Origin of the sequence: Sphingobacterium tenebrionis, from assembly GCF_037126265.1 — a bacterium.
In the GTDB taxonomy this organism is placed as follows: domain Bacteria; phylum Bacteroidota; class Bacteroidia; order Sphingobacteriales; family Sphingobacteriaceae; genus Sphingobacterium; species Sphingobacterium tenebrionis.
The window spans coordinates 17040-31670 of sequence record NZ_JAYLLN010000044.1; the positions used below are offsets into that span (position 1 = coordinate 17040).

11 protein-coding genes are annotated in these 14631 nt (G+C 42.0%); 6 read left to right on the forward strand and 5 right to left on the reverse strand.

The annotated features are described in order from the left end of the window. Positions 1–336: 336 nt before the first annotated feature. Complete coding sequence (locus VJ786_RS14580; RefSeq protein WP_099366065.1) at positions 337–1155, forward strand: 2OG-Fe(II) oxygenase; 819 nt, start codon at positions 337–339, stop codon at positions 1153–1155. A 20-nt stretch (positions 1156–1175) separates the two neighbouring features. After that, on the forward strand, positions 1176–2201 hold the full coding sequence (locus tag VJ786_RS14585) for a LacI family DNA-binding transcriptional regulator (protein WP_336557960.1): 1026 nt from the start codon (positions 1176–1178) through the stop codon (positions 2199–2201). On the opposite strand, the gene VJ786_RS14590 is transcribed toward VJ786_RS14585, so the two are convergent. After that, positions 2191–3756, reverse strand: a complete 1566-nt coding sequence (locus VJ786_RS14590; protein WP_336557961.1) for an MFS transporter — start codon at positions 3754–3756, stop codon at positions 2191–2193. The two genes, VJ786_RS14585 and VJ786_RS14590, sit on opposite strands and share 11 nt — an antisense overlap. 193 nt (positions 3757–3949) lie before the next feature. On the opposite strand from VJ786_RS14590, the gene kduI reads away from it, so the two are divergent. Genes kduI through VJ786_RS14605 form a run of 3 tightly spaced genes read left to right on the forward strand, consistent with a single transcriptional unit; the run spans position 3950 to position 6689 of the window. Then, on the forward strand, positions 3950–4795 hold the full coding sequence (gene kduI / locus VJ786_RS14595; RefSeq protein ID WP_336557962.1) for a 5-dehydro-4-deoxy-D-glucuronate isomerase: 846 nt from the start codon (positions 3950–3952) through the stop codon (positions 4793–4795). 2 nt (positions 4796–4797) lie between these two features. Continuing rightward, entirely contained in the window at positions 4798–5913 is a 1116-nt protein-coding gene (locus VJ786_RS14600) for a BT3233 family polysaccharide utilization protein (protein WP_336557963.1), read from the forward strand. Between the two features lie 5 nt (positions 5914–5918). Next, positions 5919–6689: an SDR family NAD(P)-dependent oxidoreductase gene (locus VJ786_RS14605; RefSeq protein WP_336557964.1), complete on the forward strand. Its 771-nt coding sequence runs from the start codon at positions 5919–5921 to the stop codon at positions 6687–6689. Between the two features lie 23 nt (positions 6690–6712). On the opposite strand, the gene VJ786_RS14610 is transcribed toward VJ786_RS14605, so the two are convergent. Then, on the reverse strand, positions 6713–7969 hold the full coding sequence (locus VJ786_RS14610) for a glycoside hydrolase family 88 protein (RefSeq protein WP_336557965.1): 1257 nt from the start codon (positions 7967–7969) through the stop codon (positions 6713–6715). A gap of 36 nt (positions 7970–8005) precedes the next feature. Then, positions 8006–9277 (reverse strand): DUF2264 domain-containing protein, encoded by a 1272-nt coding sequence (locus VJ786_RS14615; RefSeq protein WP_336557966.1) that lies wholly within the window; start codon positions 9275–9277, stop codon positions 8006–8008. A gap of 149 nt (positions 9278–9426) precedes the next feature. Here VJ786_RS14615 and VJ786_RS14620 point away from each other — a divergent pair, with 149 nt between their 5' ends. Beyond that, positions 9427–11880, forward strand: coding sequence for a glycoside hydrolase family 95 protein (locus VJ786_RS14620; RefSeq protein WP_336557967.1), 2454 nt, complete (start codon positions 9427–9429; stop codon positions 11878–11880). A 2-nt stretch (positions 11881–11882) separates the two neighbouring features. Here the strand turns inward: VJ786_RS14620 and VJ786_RS14625 are convergent, their stop codons facing one another. Then, complete coding sequence (locus tag VJ786_RS14625) at positions 11883–13478, reverse strand: glycoside hydrolase family 31 protein (RefSeq protein WP_336557968.1); 1596 nt, start codon at positions 13476–13478, stop codon at positions 11883–11885. A 10-nt stretch (positions 13479–13488) separates the two neighbouring features. Further along, complete coding sequence (locus tag VJ786_RS14630) at positions 13489–14280, reverse strand: 3-keto-disaccharide hydrolase (protein ID WP_336557969.1); 792 nt, start codon at positions 14278–14280, stop codon at positions 13489–13491. Positions 14281–14631: the final 351 nt, after the last annotated feature.

Sequence of the window (14631 nt, forward strand, 5' to 3'; positions counted from 1 at the left end):
ACAACACACAATGAAAATAATTAGTCCGATAAATTCAGACAAGCATCACCCTGGCTTGTTATGCCCATATTGTCAAGAGGCAGACCTCTATGTACGAGTCCGAAGACCTTGGTGGGTAAAGACATTCCTCTTTTATCTTCCTCTACGTCGGTATAAATGCAATAATTGCAATCGAACCACTTATGTAAAAGTGATCAAAGGTATTAATACGTAGTAATAATTCGACAGAAGAATTTTTAATGGCTTTTCGTGTAAGGAAAATATTCCTGTAATCATGGTTTTTGATTAAACTTACAATCAATTTAACATATTACACACTAACACACATCTGCCAGTATGATTCCCTACCTAAGTTCAAAAAACCAGGACTTATTGCTTTTTGCCCAAAAGCGCAAAAAGGAATATGCATCTGCAAAACCCTTTCCGAGTATTCATATCCACGATTTCTTCAATGCGGAATTACTGGAAGAAGTTTTAGCGGAATTTCCGGATCTCTCTAAAGGGGATAATATCGAGTATAACGATCCTTTGCAAAAGAAATTTGCAGGGCAAGGCGAAGCACTTTTTGGCGAAAAGACCAAAGCATTGATGCATTACCTCAACTCCGAACCCTTTTTAAAGTTCATCAATGAACTTACAGGGATTGAAGAACAGCTATTCAGTGATTCGTATTTCTCTGGGGCCGGTCTTCATGAGATCAAACCAGGAGGATTATTAAAAGTCCATGCCGACTTTAATAAACATCCGGTAAATAATCTGGATCGCCGAGTGAACTTTATCGTTTATCTGAATAAGGATTGGAAGGAGGAATATGGAGGACATTTTGAACTATGGGATAAGGAAATGAGCCAATGTGTGAATAGATTTTTGCCCGTATTCAATTCCATCGCAATATTTTCCACAACTTCCATTTCCTATCACGGGCATCCAAATCCATTAACCTGTCCGGCAGATCGCAGCCGAAAATCATTAGCCTTGTATTATTATTCGAATGGTCGCCCAGATGAAGAAGCCATTGCGTTCAAGGATGGTCATAACTCCATTTTTGTAAAAAGGAAAAGTGATGCTACGGATTCTCAGGATTGGGACGCCTATGCGGAAAGGAAGCGGAAGAAACCCCTATTAAAAAGGATATATCGCAAGATCTTTGGATAAAAAGAGCGATATTTATCCTTATGAGCAATATTACCCTTAAGGAGCTGGCGAAAAAACTGGAACTTTCGGTATCCACTGTTTCCAAAGCCTTGAATGATAGTTTTGAAATCAGTGAAGAAACCAAGGTTCGGGTTCGAGCGATGGCGGAGAAATACCATTATCGCCCGAATATATTGGCCAAGAGCCTGAAGATGGGTAGAAGCAATACCATAGGTGTCATAATCCCTTATCTATCCAATCCTTTTCAGTCGCAGGTATTGGAAGGGGCCCATCAGGCGGCCTATGAAAATAATTTCAAATTGGTTTTCATGCAGAGTCGTGAGAATTCCAAGATGGAACAGGATGCCCTAAAAACTTTCCGGCAGCAAAACATCGATGGGATCATCATTACCCCAGCAGCAGAAAGCCATATCAAAACCCTGAAACAATATAACCAGGAGTTCCCCATCGTATTGGTAGATCGGATTGATTTTGAATTGGATACCTTTAAAATCGGGGTGAACAGTGAGAAGGGAGCCTATGATGCCACCCAACATTTGATCGATATGGGTAGAAAGGAAATCCTTTTGTTATGTGGTAAGAACATAGGCATCAATAAGGATCGGATTGCTGGTTATAAGAAAGCGCTTTTGGCGAATTATATCCCTTTGGATCCCAGCAACATTATACAGGTGGAATACGGACAGACCCGAGAGGAATTGATTAAAAACCTGCGTATTTTATTGGAGCGGAGAATAAAGGAATTGGACCATTCCATAGGCCTCCTCGGCACAACGGATACCCTTACGGTTGCCAGTTTAGGAATCCTTTCCCAATTAAACCTTCAAGTTCCTTCGGAAGTGGCTGTGATTGGTTTTGCCAACACCGAAATGGCAGAATCCTTAAACCCATCCCTATCGACCATTGTACAACCGGCCTTTGAAATCGGATATCTCGGCGTCAGCAAATTAATAGAAACCATTGTATCCAAAAACCGCTTTGAAATGGCATTTAACACCACAATGCTCGAAAGCCGGATTATCGAAAGGAAATCGACTAAAGCTTAACCTGCTTCATCTTAGGCACCAATAATTTCATGATAAACCAAGCGATGAGATAAGCAACGGCACAATAGGAAAAGACGAGCATATAACCTTTATCAATCCCATTAGTCACAGTTTCCCCTTGTTTGGTCAAATATTTTAGGAATTCGTCGATATTTGCTACATCAAACTTTTCAAAGAAAGCTTTTCTGCTATCCACATTGGCAATCTCCGGATACTTTTCAAGTAGGTTCACCCCATTTACCTTGCTCCAATGCGTTTCTGCATAATCGAATAATTTCCCAGAATAGATGTTGATGAAGAAGGATCCCAATCCACCTGCCAAACCACCAATTCCTGTTACCGTAGCGATGGCTTTTTTAGGGAACATATCCCCTACTGTGGAGAAAATATTAGCTGACCAAGATTGATGCGCCGCGGCACCTATACCGATCAGTATTGTCGGCACCCAAAAAGACAAATGTCCGTAAGGCTGGGCAAGAAGAACCAATAAAGGAAAGAAGGCAAAAATCAGCATCGCTCGCATCCTTCCTTCGTAGGCATTCATGCCTCGATTAATGAACAAGGATGGCAACCAACCTCCAATCAGGGAAAGCATGGTAATGCTGTACAGTACAAAAAGAGCCAATTGACCGCTCCATTCGGAAGATTTAATGCCATACACCGAGCTCAGATAGGCAGGCATCCAAAATAGGTAGAACCACCAAACACCATCTGTCATAAATTTACCCACAGCGAATGCCCAAGTTTGGCGATGTTTTAAACAATTTAAGATGGAGACTTTTCCTTGGGTTACAGGAACTGTCTGTTCATTTTCTGCAGGGGGAATATCATCCTGTTGGATATAGGCCAATTCTGCTTCATTCACCTTCGGATGTACTTCGGGTTTATCATACATAAATACCCAAAATCCCATCCAAACAAAACCTAAAGCACCAATGATGATAAAGGACATTTCCCAGCCATACCATTTGGCAATAACTGGAATACTTAATGGAGCCGCCAAAGCTCCGATGGTAGAACCGGCGTTGAAAATACTGGTTGCAAAGGCACGATCTTTTTTCGGAAAATATTCCGCTGTGGTCTTGATCGCCGCGGGGAAGTTTCCCGCCTCACCAATGGCAAGGACAAAGCGCACAAAAATAAAGAGCACCACACTGACATTGACTACCCTGGAGAAATCATGAATGCCAGCAATCACCTCTTTTGCTCCTTCGAAGCCTACGAACCATTCGCCTGCTATTATACCCGAGGTTGCAATCCCACAAAAGGCATGTAGGATAGCTCCCACCGACCAGATGGCAATTGCCCATATAAAGCCTTTTTTGGTATCCAGCCAATCTACAAATCGACCCGCAAAAAGCATCCCGACGGCATAAAAAATTGAGAATAACGCCGTGATCAATCCGTAATCATTGTTCGTCCAATGGAACTCGGGAGCTATAAAATCTTTCCAGGTTAGGGAGAGTACTTGTCGGTCTAAATAGTTAATGGTAGTAGCAAAAAACAATAATGCGCATATGGTCCAACGGTATTTTCCAGCTTTTTGATGGTTCATTAGTTTTGTAATTGGTGTGATGTTTAGGTAAATGCAAAACATCCTGTATAATAAAATCCAATTTGCTAATAAAAGTTCAAATAAAAAAGACCTAATTACGCGAACGTTTTCGGAACATTTCGAAATCGATTTCGCAATAAAAGCAACAATTAACACATTTCTAATGTTAACTTGTTGACAAATTAAGTCTTATATGAAAACTACATTTGAAAGCAGATACGCAATCGGTCCTAAAGAAACGAAAACCTTGGACACCCAGGGACTTCGTGAAAACTTCTTGATCGAGCAGTTGTTCTGGGAAGATCGTGTACATTTTGTTTACTCCCATTTTGATCGCTATATGACTGGCGGTGCTATGCCCGTTCAGGAAAGGGTAAAATTGGAAACGATCAATGAACTACTGAAAGAGCCCTTTTTCTTGAGCAGAAGAGAGATCGGTATCATCAATGTAGGCGGCGATGGAAAGGTAGAGGTAGATGGAGAAACCTATGAATTGGGTTTTAAAGAAGCGCTTTATATTGGACAGGGAGCCCAAGAAGTTTATTTCAGCAGCCACAATGCGGCCAAGCCAGCCAAGTTTTACCTGAATTCTACGCCAGCACATAGGTCCTATCCAACAAAAAAAGTAACCAAGGAACAGGCGAACAAAATCGAACTGGGAAGCTTAGAAACGGCCAACCATCGGATCATCAATCAGATGTTATTGCATACCGTATTGGAAACTTGCCAGCTGCAGATGGGGATGACCGAATTGCAGGTAGGTTCCGTATGGAACACCATGCCGGCACATACCCACGACCGAAGAATGGAGGTTTACTTTTATTTTGATATTCCCGAAGGACAGGCGGTCTCCCATTTTATGGGCCCTGTAAATGAAACCAGGCATATCTGGTTGGGGAATGACCAAGCGGTTATTTCACCACCATGGTCTATACATGCCGGCGCAGGAACCAGCAATTATACCTTTATCTGGGGAATGGCAGGTGAAAACCTGGATTATGACGATATGGACAAAAGTCCGATAACGGAATTGAAATAATCATGAAAGCGCTTTTTGGAATCCTTTTTCTTCTCGCATGCTCTATTTCGAGCTTTGCACAGAAACAGATCATCGTCCAAAATCCTTCTGCCCATGCGAGAAAGGAATTGATCGCTATTCCTTTCGAGAAATTCAAAACAAGCTTTTCGGTAGATACCGTCTTTTCTATATGGGATGAACAGGGAAATGAATTACCCCATCAATTGGAAAAACTAGGACAATCTTCCCCACAGAATGTGTTGATATTAGTGGATCTAAAGGCGAAGGAAAAAGTAAAGCTCTCTGTTAGTGGAACGAGCGGGAAAGTTTATCCAGCCAGAACCTATGCTCGCTATGTTCCTGAGCGCTACGATGATTTTGCTTGGGAAAACGATGTGGTTGCTTTTCGGATGTATGGCAAAGCATTAGAAGGAAGACCAGATGATGCGCAAGGCATGGACTATTGGGCAAAAAGAACAGATAAATTGATTATTGATGCCTGGTATAAGTCTGGGGATTACCATAAAGACCATGGCGAAGGCTTGGATTATTATTCGGTAGGACAGACCTTGGGTATGGGCGATATGGCTTTTTATCCAGAAGGGAAAATCCATTACAGCAAACATTATCGAAGTTTTAAGCTTTTGGACAATGGTCCATTAAGAAGTACCTTTTTACTAATATATGAACCCGAAAATATCCAAGGCCAGCAGATAAGATTTCAAAAGCAGATCAGTTTAGATGCAGGAAGTCATTTCAATCGCATCGAATTATCCATGCACAATGCAAGTACAGCTAACACGCCCTTTGTAATCGGCTTGGCAAAACGAAAGGAAAAAGAGCCTTTGTTCCTTTTGGGTAAAGGGAACCGTAGTTTATCCTATTGGGAGCCTGAGATCAATAAGAGCGGAAGAACAGGAGTCGCCATCATCATTCCAGACCAAAAGGTAGAATTTATAAACGATAGACCAGAACAGTTTCTACTGTTAAGCAAGGCTAAAAATAATCGTCCCTTTGTTTATTACAATGGTGCCACGTGGAACAGGGCAGGAAAAATTACGGATGAAAAGGCTTGGGCAAAGGCAGTAGAAAGCGAAAAAGAAAAAATTGAAAAACCAATAAAAGTCACTGTAAAATAAACGATATGTCGGTATTAAACACATTCGATCTTAGTGGAAAAACCGCTTTGGTAACAGGTTGTAAGCGAGGGATTGGCAAGGCCATTGCCGAAGGATTGGCCGAAGCCGGAGCGGATATCATTGGTGTTTCTGCAAGTCTGGAACGCCAAGGTTCTGAGGTGGAAAAATCCATCCAGCAATTGGGAAGAAAGTTTTTCGCGTATCAATGTGACTTTTCAAACCGAGCGAACCTTTATCAGTTTATTTCTGAGGTAAAACAAGACCATCCACAGATCGACATTCTTTTCAACAATGCGGGGAATATCCTCCGAAAACCAGCTGCAGAACATCCCGATGAATATTGGGATGAAATTATAGAGATCAATCAAAATGCACAATTTATCCTTACTCGAGAGATTGGGAAGGAAATGATTGCCCGTTCATCTGGTAAAATCATCTTTACGGCTTCTCTATTATCTTTTCAAGGCGGAATCAATGTGCCTGGCTATGCTGCTTCCAAAGGTGCGATTGCCTCCATGACCAAGGCTTTTGCGAATGAGTGGGCATCCAAGGGGGTCAATGTCAATGCGATCGCGCCTGGCTACATTGCTACTGACAATACCGAAGCATTACGCAACGATGCTGATCGATCGGCTTCGATATTAGACCGCATCCCTGCCGGCAGATGGGGGGACCCGGAAGATTTCAAAGGTCCCGCTGTATTTTTAGCATCTGCAGCATCCGATTATGTTCATGGAGCCATCCTTACAGTGGATGGGGGTTGGATGGGAAGATAGGTTTAGGTCTTTCCCTCCATTTTTTATTTCAATTCCTTTAATCTGGTCAAGCCTTCCAGAAAATAATAATCGGCATAGACCAATGGCCTATCGATCTCAGAGTTGTGGGGAAGACTCCCTACACAGTGTTTCAACAGAAAACCACCATTCTCACCATATCCTGCAAAATATTCAGGCCTTGAAAGGGTTTCCAATGTTTCCTTGGCGAAGTTCAAATAGGCTTTTTTATCCTTGCCTTTGGAGAAGGTCGACAGTTCGATCAAAGCTGAAGCAACAATAGCCGCTGCCGAAGCATCTCTAGGGATGTAATTCAAGTTCCGTTTCGAAAAATCCACTACAGGTGTATATCCTTCCTGTCCAGCATTGAAATCCCAGTTCGGAATCTTATCCTTTGGTAGGTTTGGGTGGTTCATATAGAATTTAGCCGCCTTTTGCGCCGTTTCCAGGTACTCCGGTTTTTTGGTTTCTCTATACATCATCGTGAAGCCATAGATCGCCCATGCCTGTCCTCGTGCCCAAGTGGAATTATCGGCATAGCCTTGGCTCGCTTGTCTATGGACCACATTTCCCAACAGGTCATAGTCCACCACATGATAGGTGCTGTAATCCGGTCTAAAATGGTTCTTCATGGTTTTATCGGCATGACTGATCGCCACTTGCCTGAATTTGGGATCTCCCGTAAGATCGGATACATAACAAAGCATTTCCAGGTTCATCATGTTATCAATAATAACAGGGTATTTCCAAGGTTTGGTTTTGTCCCAACCTCCTTTAGAGTCCCATGATTTTATTAGGCCAACTTTTGGGTCATAACGTTTTAATGCTGTATTTGCCGAATAGATGATCAAGTCTTTATAGCTTTTAACTTTTTCTGGATCTTTCAGGTATTTGATGGCATTGCCATAGGAGCAATACATCACGAAACCAATATCGTGGTTTACCGTAAAATCCTTTGCTTTTTCCAATGCCTCGGTCCATTGGATGGCGGCATTCTTTGTCTGTTCATTTCCAGATTGATGGTATAAGAACCATAGGGATCCTGGGAAAAACCCACCGGTCCAATCCCATTCATTGGTTCCCACGAGTTTACCTGCTTTGTTGGTCGTTCTTGGAAATAGCTTGATGGCATCTGCTTCTTTCGTCAGAAATTCATACTGCTTTTCAGCTTTTACAAAGCTTTCTTTAATAAAAGATGGCGGCTTTGCTGCCATACTAATGAACAACAGGGAGGCTACGGCAGCAACACCTGTTTTTTTGAATTTATGGAGGTTGATTTTCATAGTCTATACTTTTAGTTGATTTGCAAAGTCTATTCTTTAATATGTTACGTAATAATCTTTGGGGAACAATTCTCCAGAGAAAGCCTTTTGGGAAGTCCATTTCTCGGCTGGGCTGCTCCAGAATTCATCAGATGCAGGCAGTCCCAAAGGCAAAAAAGCTAAAGAAGCTTCATATAGCGAGCCAACATTGGTATAGTAGTCGGCTAAATTGCCTTGTTTATCAGAGGTTAATCCAAGCACTAACCATCCATGTTTATCATAAATATCATGTTGGTAGATGTTTTTCATGATGGCTGTTAAGCCCGCTCTTACCTGGCCTGGTTTTAGGTCCTTCGGTAATTTTTTTTCCAAGGCCACTTGCGCTAAGGGTTGGAAACCGCCATTTCTATAAGTAGAACTTCTACCGATGACCGGAAAATAACCCTCCGGCGAGATCAATCTTTCCAAGTGGATGGCATATCGTTGCATCCTCTTATAGGCTCGATCGTATTTTTCTTGGTAATCCCCAGCTTTTAAATTCTGACGCAGTGTTTCCACCAACATACTGTGGATCACATAGCCATTGTAGTAATCGAAGGAAAAGGATTTTCCATCGCTGTACCAACCATCGCCTACATACCATTCCGTATCAAAGGTGTCTATCGCATGATCGATTTTTGTTCTTTCCGGCTCTACCCCAACACTATACAGAAAACTCTCGGTTATGGCGGCAAACAATATCCAGTTGTTCGGACCAGGTTTTATCCAACGGATATGTTTGAATTCGCTGATCAGCTGATCTTTGGTTTTTTGGGGAAGTGGATCCCATAAGGCTTTAGGGGCACGCATAAACGCTAAGGCAAGGTGGGCCGCATCGACCAAGGTCTGCGATGACTTGTCCCTCCAAGCAAAATAATCGGGAGAATTCGGATCGACCCCATGGATCAGTCCCTGGATGGTCTGCTCCCTAAACTTTTTTCTAAGCTTGCCTTCGAAAGTATTATCATCGGGTAATGCCAGCCATGGCGCAATACCAGCTATCAATCTGGCAAACGCTTCAAGGTAACCCACTTTCGGATTGCGGCCATCAAAACTACTGGAGACTACCATCGGCATATTTTTTTGAAATGTACCTTTACTGATGTTCTCCAGAATTGGACTGGCCATCTTCACTAGAACGGAAACCCAATATGCCCGATCATCTCCTTGTTTTTGTCCAGGTAAATAGTTGTTGGAAACAGGGTCGATTTGGGTAGCTGCCTGGGTATTCTGCAAGGATAATCCTGCAAATAATAAGCCTGCCTGTTGTAACCAAGTCCTTCTTTTCATGATTTTGCGTTATATTGGAGTTCCAATTTAATAAGCATTTAACAATAAAAGATGTTTTATTCACGAAAACGATTTCTTAATTAAATTAAGGGAATTGGGATTTTACTTTGTAAGTTTAGTTTTCATCCTCTTAACCTATAAATTATTCCATGCAAAGAATCTATCTACCTATCCTATTATTGCTGAGCATTACTTATTTAGATTTGAATGCCCAGAGTAATTCAGCATATATGATCAAGGCAGATCGCCCTGCCGAATTTTGGGAGGAGGCATTTCCCTTGGGAAATGGTCAAACGGCGGCCATGGTTTTTGGCGGAATATCCGAAGAGTTGATTCAACTCAACGATCATACCTTATGGTCCGGAACCCCAGATCCGGGCAACAATCCTGCTGCAGCGGGTCTATTGCCTGTATTTAGGAAACAGATTTTTGCGAAGGAATATGCAAATGCAGAGGCCACCTGGCGGAAAATGCAGGGACCTTATTCGGCCAGGTATCTTCCTTTGGGTGATCTGCAACTTCAATTTGATCATCAAGCCCAAGAGGCTAAAAATTATATGCGAACTTTAGATATACAACAAGCCGTAAGCACGGTTAGCTATGAGGTACAAGGAGTTAAATATAAACGTTCTGCATTTATCAGCCATCCTGCGAAAGCAATGATCCTGCATATTAAAGCAGACAAGAAAAAAAACGTCAGTTTTCGTGTAAGGATGAGCAGCAAATTAGAGGCTTCCTCAAGCATAGCATCAAATCAATTGGTATTAAAAGGCCGTACACCAACCATCGTTGCGCATCGAAATTATTTCCCCGAGCAAGTCGTATACAAGGATAAGGAAGGAATGCTATTTGAGGCCAAACTGGCCATCAAACATAAAGGAGGTACTTTGAAAATTAATGGGGAATTTTTGGAAGTTAAAGATGCAGATGAGGCCACTCTTTACCTCACAGAAAACACCAGCTTCAATGGATTTGATAAATCTGCTATGGCAGATGGAAAAGATCCGGGGAAGGAAGCAGCAAAGAAAATGGAATCTGTATTGAAAAAGGATTATCAAACCTTAAAGAGGGAACATAACAAGGATTTCCGCCGATTATTTGATCGGGTTGATTTTCAATTGGGTGTTTCCGAGGATCCGAAAAACCTGATGACTGTTGATCGAATCCGGAATTTTGAGAAAGATCCCACGGATTTTCAATTACAAACCTTGCTCTTTCAATTCGGCCGCTACCTGTTGATTTCCAGTTCTCGACCGGGAAGCCGTCCTGCCAACCTGCAAGGTATCTGGAACGATAAGGTTCAACCTCCTTGGGGCAGTAACTACACAATTAACATCAACACCGAGATGAACTATTGGCTTGCGGAAAACAGCAACCTATCAGAATGCCATCAACCCTTATTGGATTTTATTGGAGAACTGGCCATCAACGGCAAGGAAACTGCCAAAGTAAATTATGGGATTCATGAAGGTTGGGTAGCTCATCATAATTCAGACCTTTGGGCAAAGACCTCCCCAGTTGGAAACTTCGATCAGGACAGGACCTACTATCCAGAGGCCTTCTGTTGGCAAATGGGTGGAGCATGGCTTTCCCTCCATCTTTGGGAACATTTCCAATATACCCAAGATAAAACTTTCCTATCCGAAAAAGCCTATCCATTGATGAAGGGTAATGCACAATTCATGATGCATTGGCTGGTGGAAGATCCCGAATCAGGGTTCCTGGTAACTGCCCCTTCCAGCTCACCCGAAAACCATTTCAAATACCAAGGAAAAGGATATAGTCTAGGAAAAGCTACTACCATGGATATTTCTATTGTTCGGGAACTTTTTACTGCGGTTATCCAAGCTTCAGAGGAAATAGGATCAGATGCGAAATTTAGAAAGGAACTGATTGGGTTTAAGGAGAGGTTATATCCGTTTAAGATTGGCAAATATGGCCAACTGCAGGAATGGTCGGAGGATTTGGATGATCCCAAGGATACTCATCGACATATCTCCCATCTCTTTGGTCTTTTTCCCGGAACACAGATTTCCCCCGGCTTTTCGGATGATCTGGTGAAAGCTGTCAAACAGACCTTGGCGCATCGGGGAGATGTCAGTACGGGTTGGAGCATGGCTTGGAAAATGAATTGGTGGGCGAGATTAAGAGATGGTGATCGGGCATACCAAATCTTGAACAAATCCTTCGGGTTTTTAGAGCCTGTTGAAAAGAAAGTGGAAAAAAGACGAGCGGGTGGAGGATTGTATAGCAATCTGTTTAGTGGGCATCCTCCTTTTCAGATTGATGCGAATTTTGGGGTAACCGCAGGAATCATCGAAATGCTGATGCAGAGTCATTTGGGTGAAATAAGGCTTCTGCCTGCCTTGCCAAGTGTTTGGAAAAATGGAAGGATAAAGGGAATTAAGGCTAGGGGTAATTTCGAACTGGATATGGAGTGGAAAGATGGGGAAATCGTCAGAGCTGAGGTAATTTCGCTGGCCGGAAAAGACTGTAACCTGTTGTTCCGGAATATGGTAAGGTGGAAATCAAAGAATCAAAAAGGAATCTCCTTTCAGTTCAAAACCAAGAAAGGAGAGAGGTATGTTTTTGAGAAGATCTAAGATCAGATCTTCTCAAAATAAGGCAATCTTTTCAGCGGAACATCGATCTTGATGGTTTTCCCACCTTTGTGTATTTTTCCGAGGTCGTCTTTCCATCTTCCTTTAGGCAATTTGACCAGACGGCTATCTTCTTCTGTAATGACCGGTGCTACCAAGAAATTATCGCCAAGCATAAACTGATCCTTGCAGGTTTCAAATCCTTGATTGGGGAATTCATATTCCAGGTGCCGAACAATTGGCTCTCCCGTTTTACTGGAATATTTTGCCAGATCTAATATATAGGCTCCAAATTTTTCATGTAGTTTGGTCATGTTCTTGGTGATCTCCAAGTGTTCCTGATCCAAAATTCGCCAAGGAGCAACCGAAAACTGCATCATCGGCATCAAGACATGCACCTGGGCGGAGCGAACAATCAATTTCTGATTGAATTCATTTTCTTTGATATTCAGAAAAGTGGCAAAATTTCCGCCCCCGATCATATCCGGAAAGGTATAGGCATAACCTAACAATCCTGAAGCGAGCATATCCGGAATCAACATCTGCATGGCCCGCCAAGAGTAGGCTTTATCGCCCAATCGCTGTACCAAGGGCTGATTGCCCATCTTCCATCCTGAACGGTATTCATTAAACGGAAACTCCAATCCTATTTTTGCCCAAGCCATGGTATGGTCTACGGATAATGCACTGCTGTCAAAGCTTGCCAATCGATCCATTCTGTAGAATTCATTGTCGCCGGCATCAAACTTAAACCCATCGATACCATAATCTTGTTGCATCTTCTTCAGTTTGCCCACAAAATAGGCTTTGGCGTCAGGATTTGTAAGATCAAGACAGGCGCTTTTACCATTCCACCAAGAAATGATCGCCGGGCTTTTTGTTGCCTTTTCCTTGATCAGATAGCCTTTGGCGGAAAGTTCCCTATACTCCGGACTATCAGAGCTTTTAAACGGACAAATCCATAACATGACCTTGAAACCCATATCATGAAGCTGTTTGACCATCGCTTTGGGATCAGGGAATTTCTCTGCCCGAAAATCATAATTTCCATAATAGCGCTGCCAGTTATCATCGATCATTAATACCCCTGTAGGAAAATCATTATCAACGATAGCCTTTGCATATTTTAGGATATCCTCCTGGTTTTGATTGTACATCAATTCGATCCAGGTATTATATTGAGGCTTTAGGAAAAAGAGGGAATCGGGAAGAATCGGGTTTGGTGGGAAGTGCAGTTTGCTGGCCGCCAAATAAGCTGATCGGAGGGTATTCCCTTCCGTTTCCAATCTTAGTTCTTCGTATTTGGAGTCTACTTCGATGCTGTTTTCTTTGGTTATCTGAAATTTGAACGGTTTATCCGCCCAAAGAAACCTCCCTTTATTCGAAATTAACAGGGGTACGACTTGGTTATTGAGGTTCTGGTATTCCAAATCAAAACCTTTGGTTTCCTTTTCAAATGGCATGCTGGATCCTAAGGAGACTGCCCCACCCCACCAGTATTCCTTTGGTTGGGGATCGATGTTGATGCTTTTGGTTTGGGCAAAAACAGAGATGAAAGCCAGGGATATTAATAGTATGGCTAATAAGGAAGTTCTTTTCATGTGTGATTTTTTATTTTTTCAATTCCTTAATCCATATATTCTTAAAATCTACCGGCTGACCCTCACTCTGAAGCGCGATAAATCCACTGCTAAGTAATTTACCTTCGATTTTAATTTTCGGATCATATCCATTTGCGGTACCACCGCCTATTTGGGGTTTAGCATACTGCAGTACCGTATCTCCATTAATGATATGCTTAATCAAGGAGTCCCCCAGAACAATCAATTCTCCTTTTACCCATTGATCTCCATCATAGGTTTTGGAGGTTGAATTCAAGCAATGCGTAGAAGCTATTTTTCCCTGATATACCACATTGGTTCCTGGAGAACACATATTACCGGTTGGCCTGGGTTTTCCATCAGAAAGTCCACCCAACAATTGCATTTCCACAGAAATTGGCCAGTCTTGTTCTTTTAACATGCTTCGCGGATCTTGGGAATGGAACATCACCCCACTATTCCGAAGTGTATAGGAAGGGGCTCCACGATGCAGCTCTCCAACAAACCTATACTCAAATTTCAAGTGATAATATGAAAAAGGCTTTTTATAGTATAAGTGCCCAAATTGGTTGTTGAAATCACCATACTGGTCATATCGGATTTTAATAATCCCATCCTCAACCCGAAAGGTATTTCCGAAGTTTTCGCCTTCTTCATGGTGATGGATCTTCACGAACCACTCCTTGATGTCCTTTCCATTGAATAGGGGCTTCCAACCATTTTGATCGTTTTGGGACTTATTGCCCGCACAACCGATAGCGAATAAAGAAAAAATGATAAAAGATAAAAAAACACGTTTCATGAATAAGAAAAAGAAAGATTAAATTAATTTCAATTCAGTACTAGTTTGTGTTTGTTTTAATAGGTTCTGTAAAGATAGGATTTTAAAGGAATAAATTCCTTTAGTAGGGAGCATTAATTCCAGGAAGTGATAATCTGACATAGATAATATAATAGCCTACTTAGTTCGAGGTAAATCGGGGCTGTAAGCACTTTTCAAGAAGGTGTCTAAAAAGGCACCTTCTTCTGTTTTATAGCTTTTTGGAGCTCCATTATAATTTCATGAGCAATATTAGGCTGCAAGTCGATGTTTTGTACTTTTCAGCATGTTGATGGCTTGATTTATCGCAAATAGGGAGTTTTTGCCACCTGG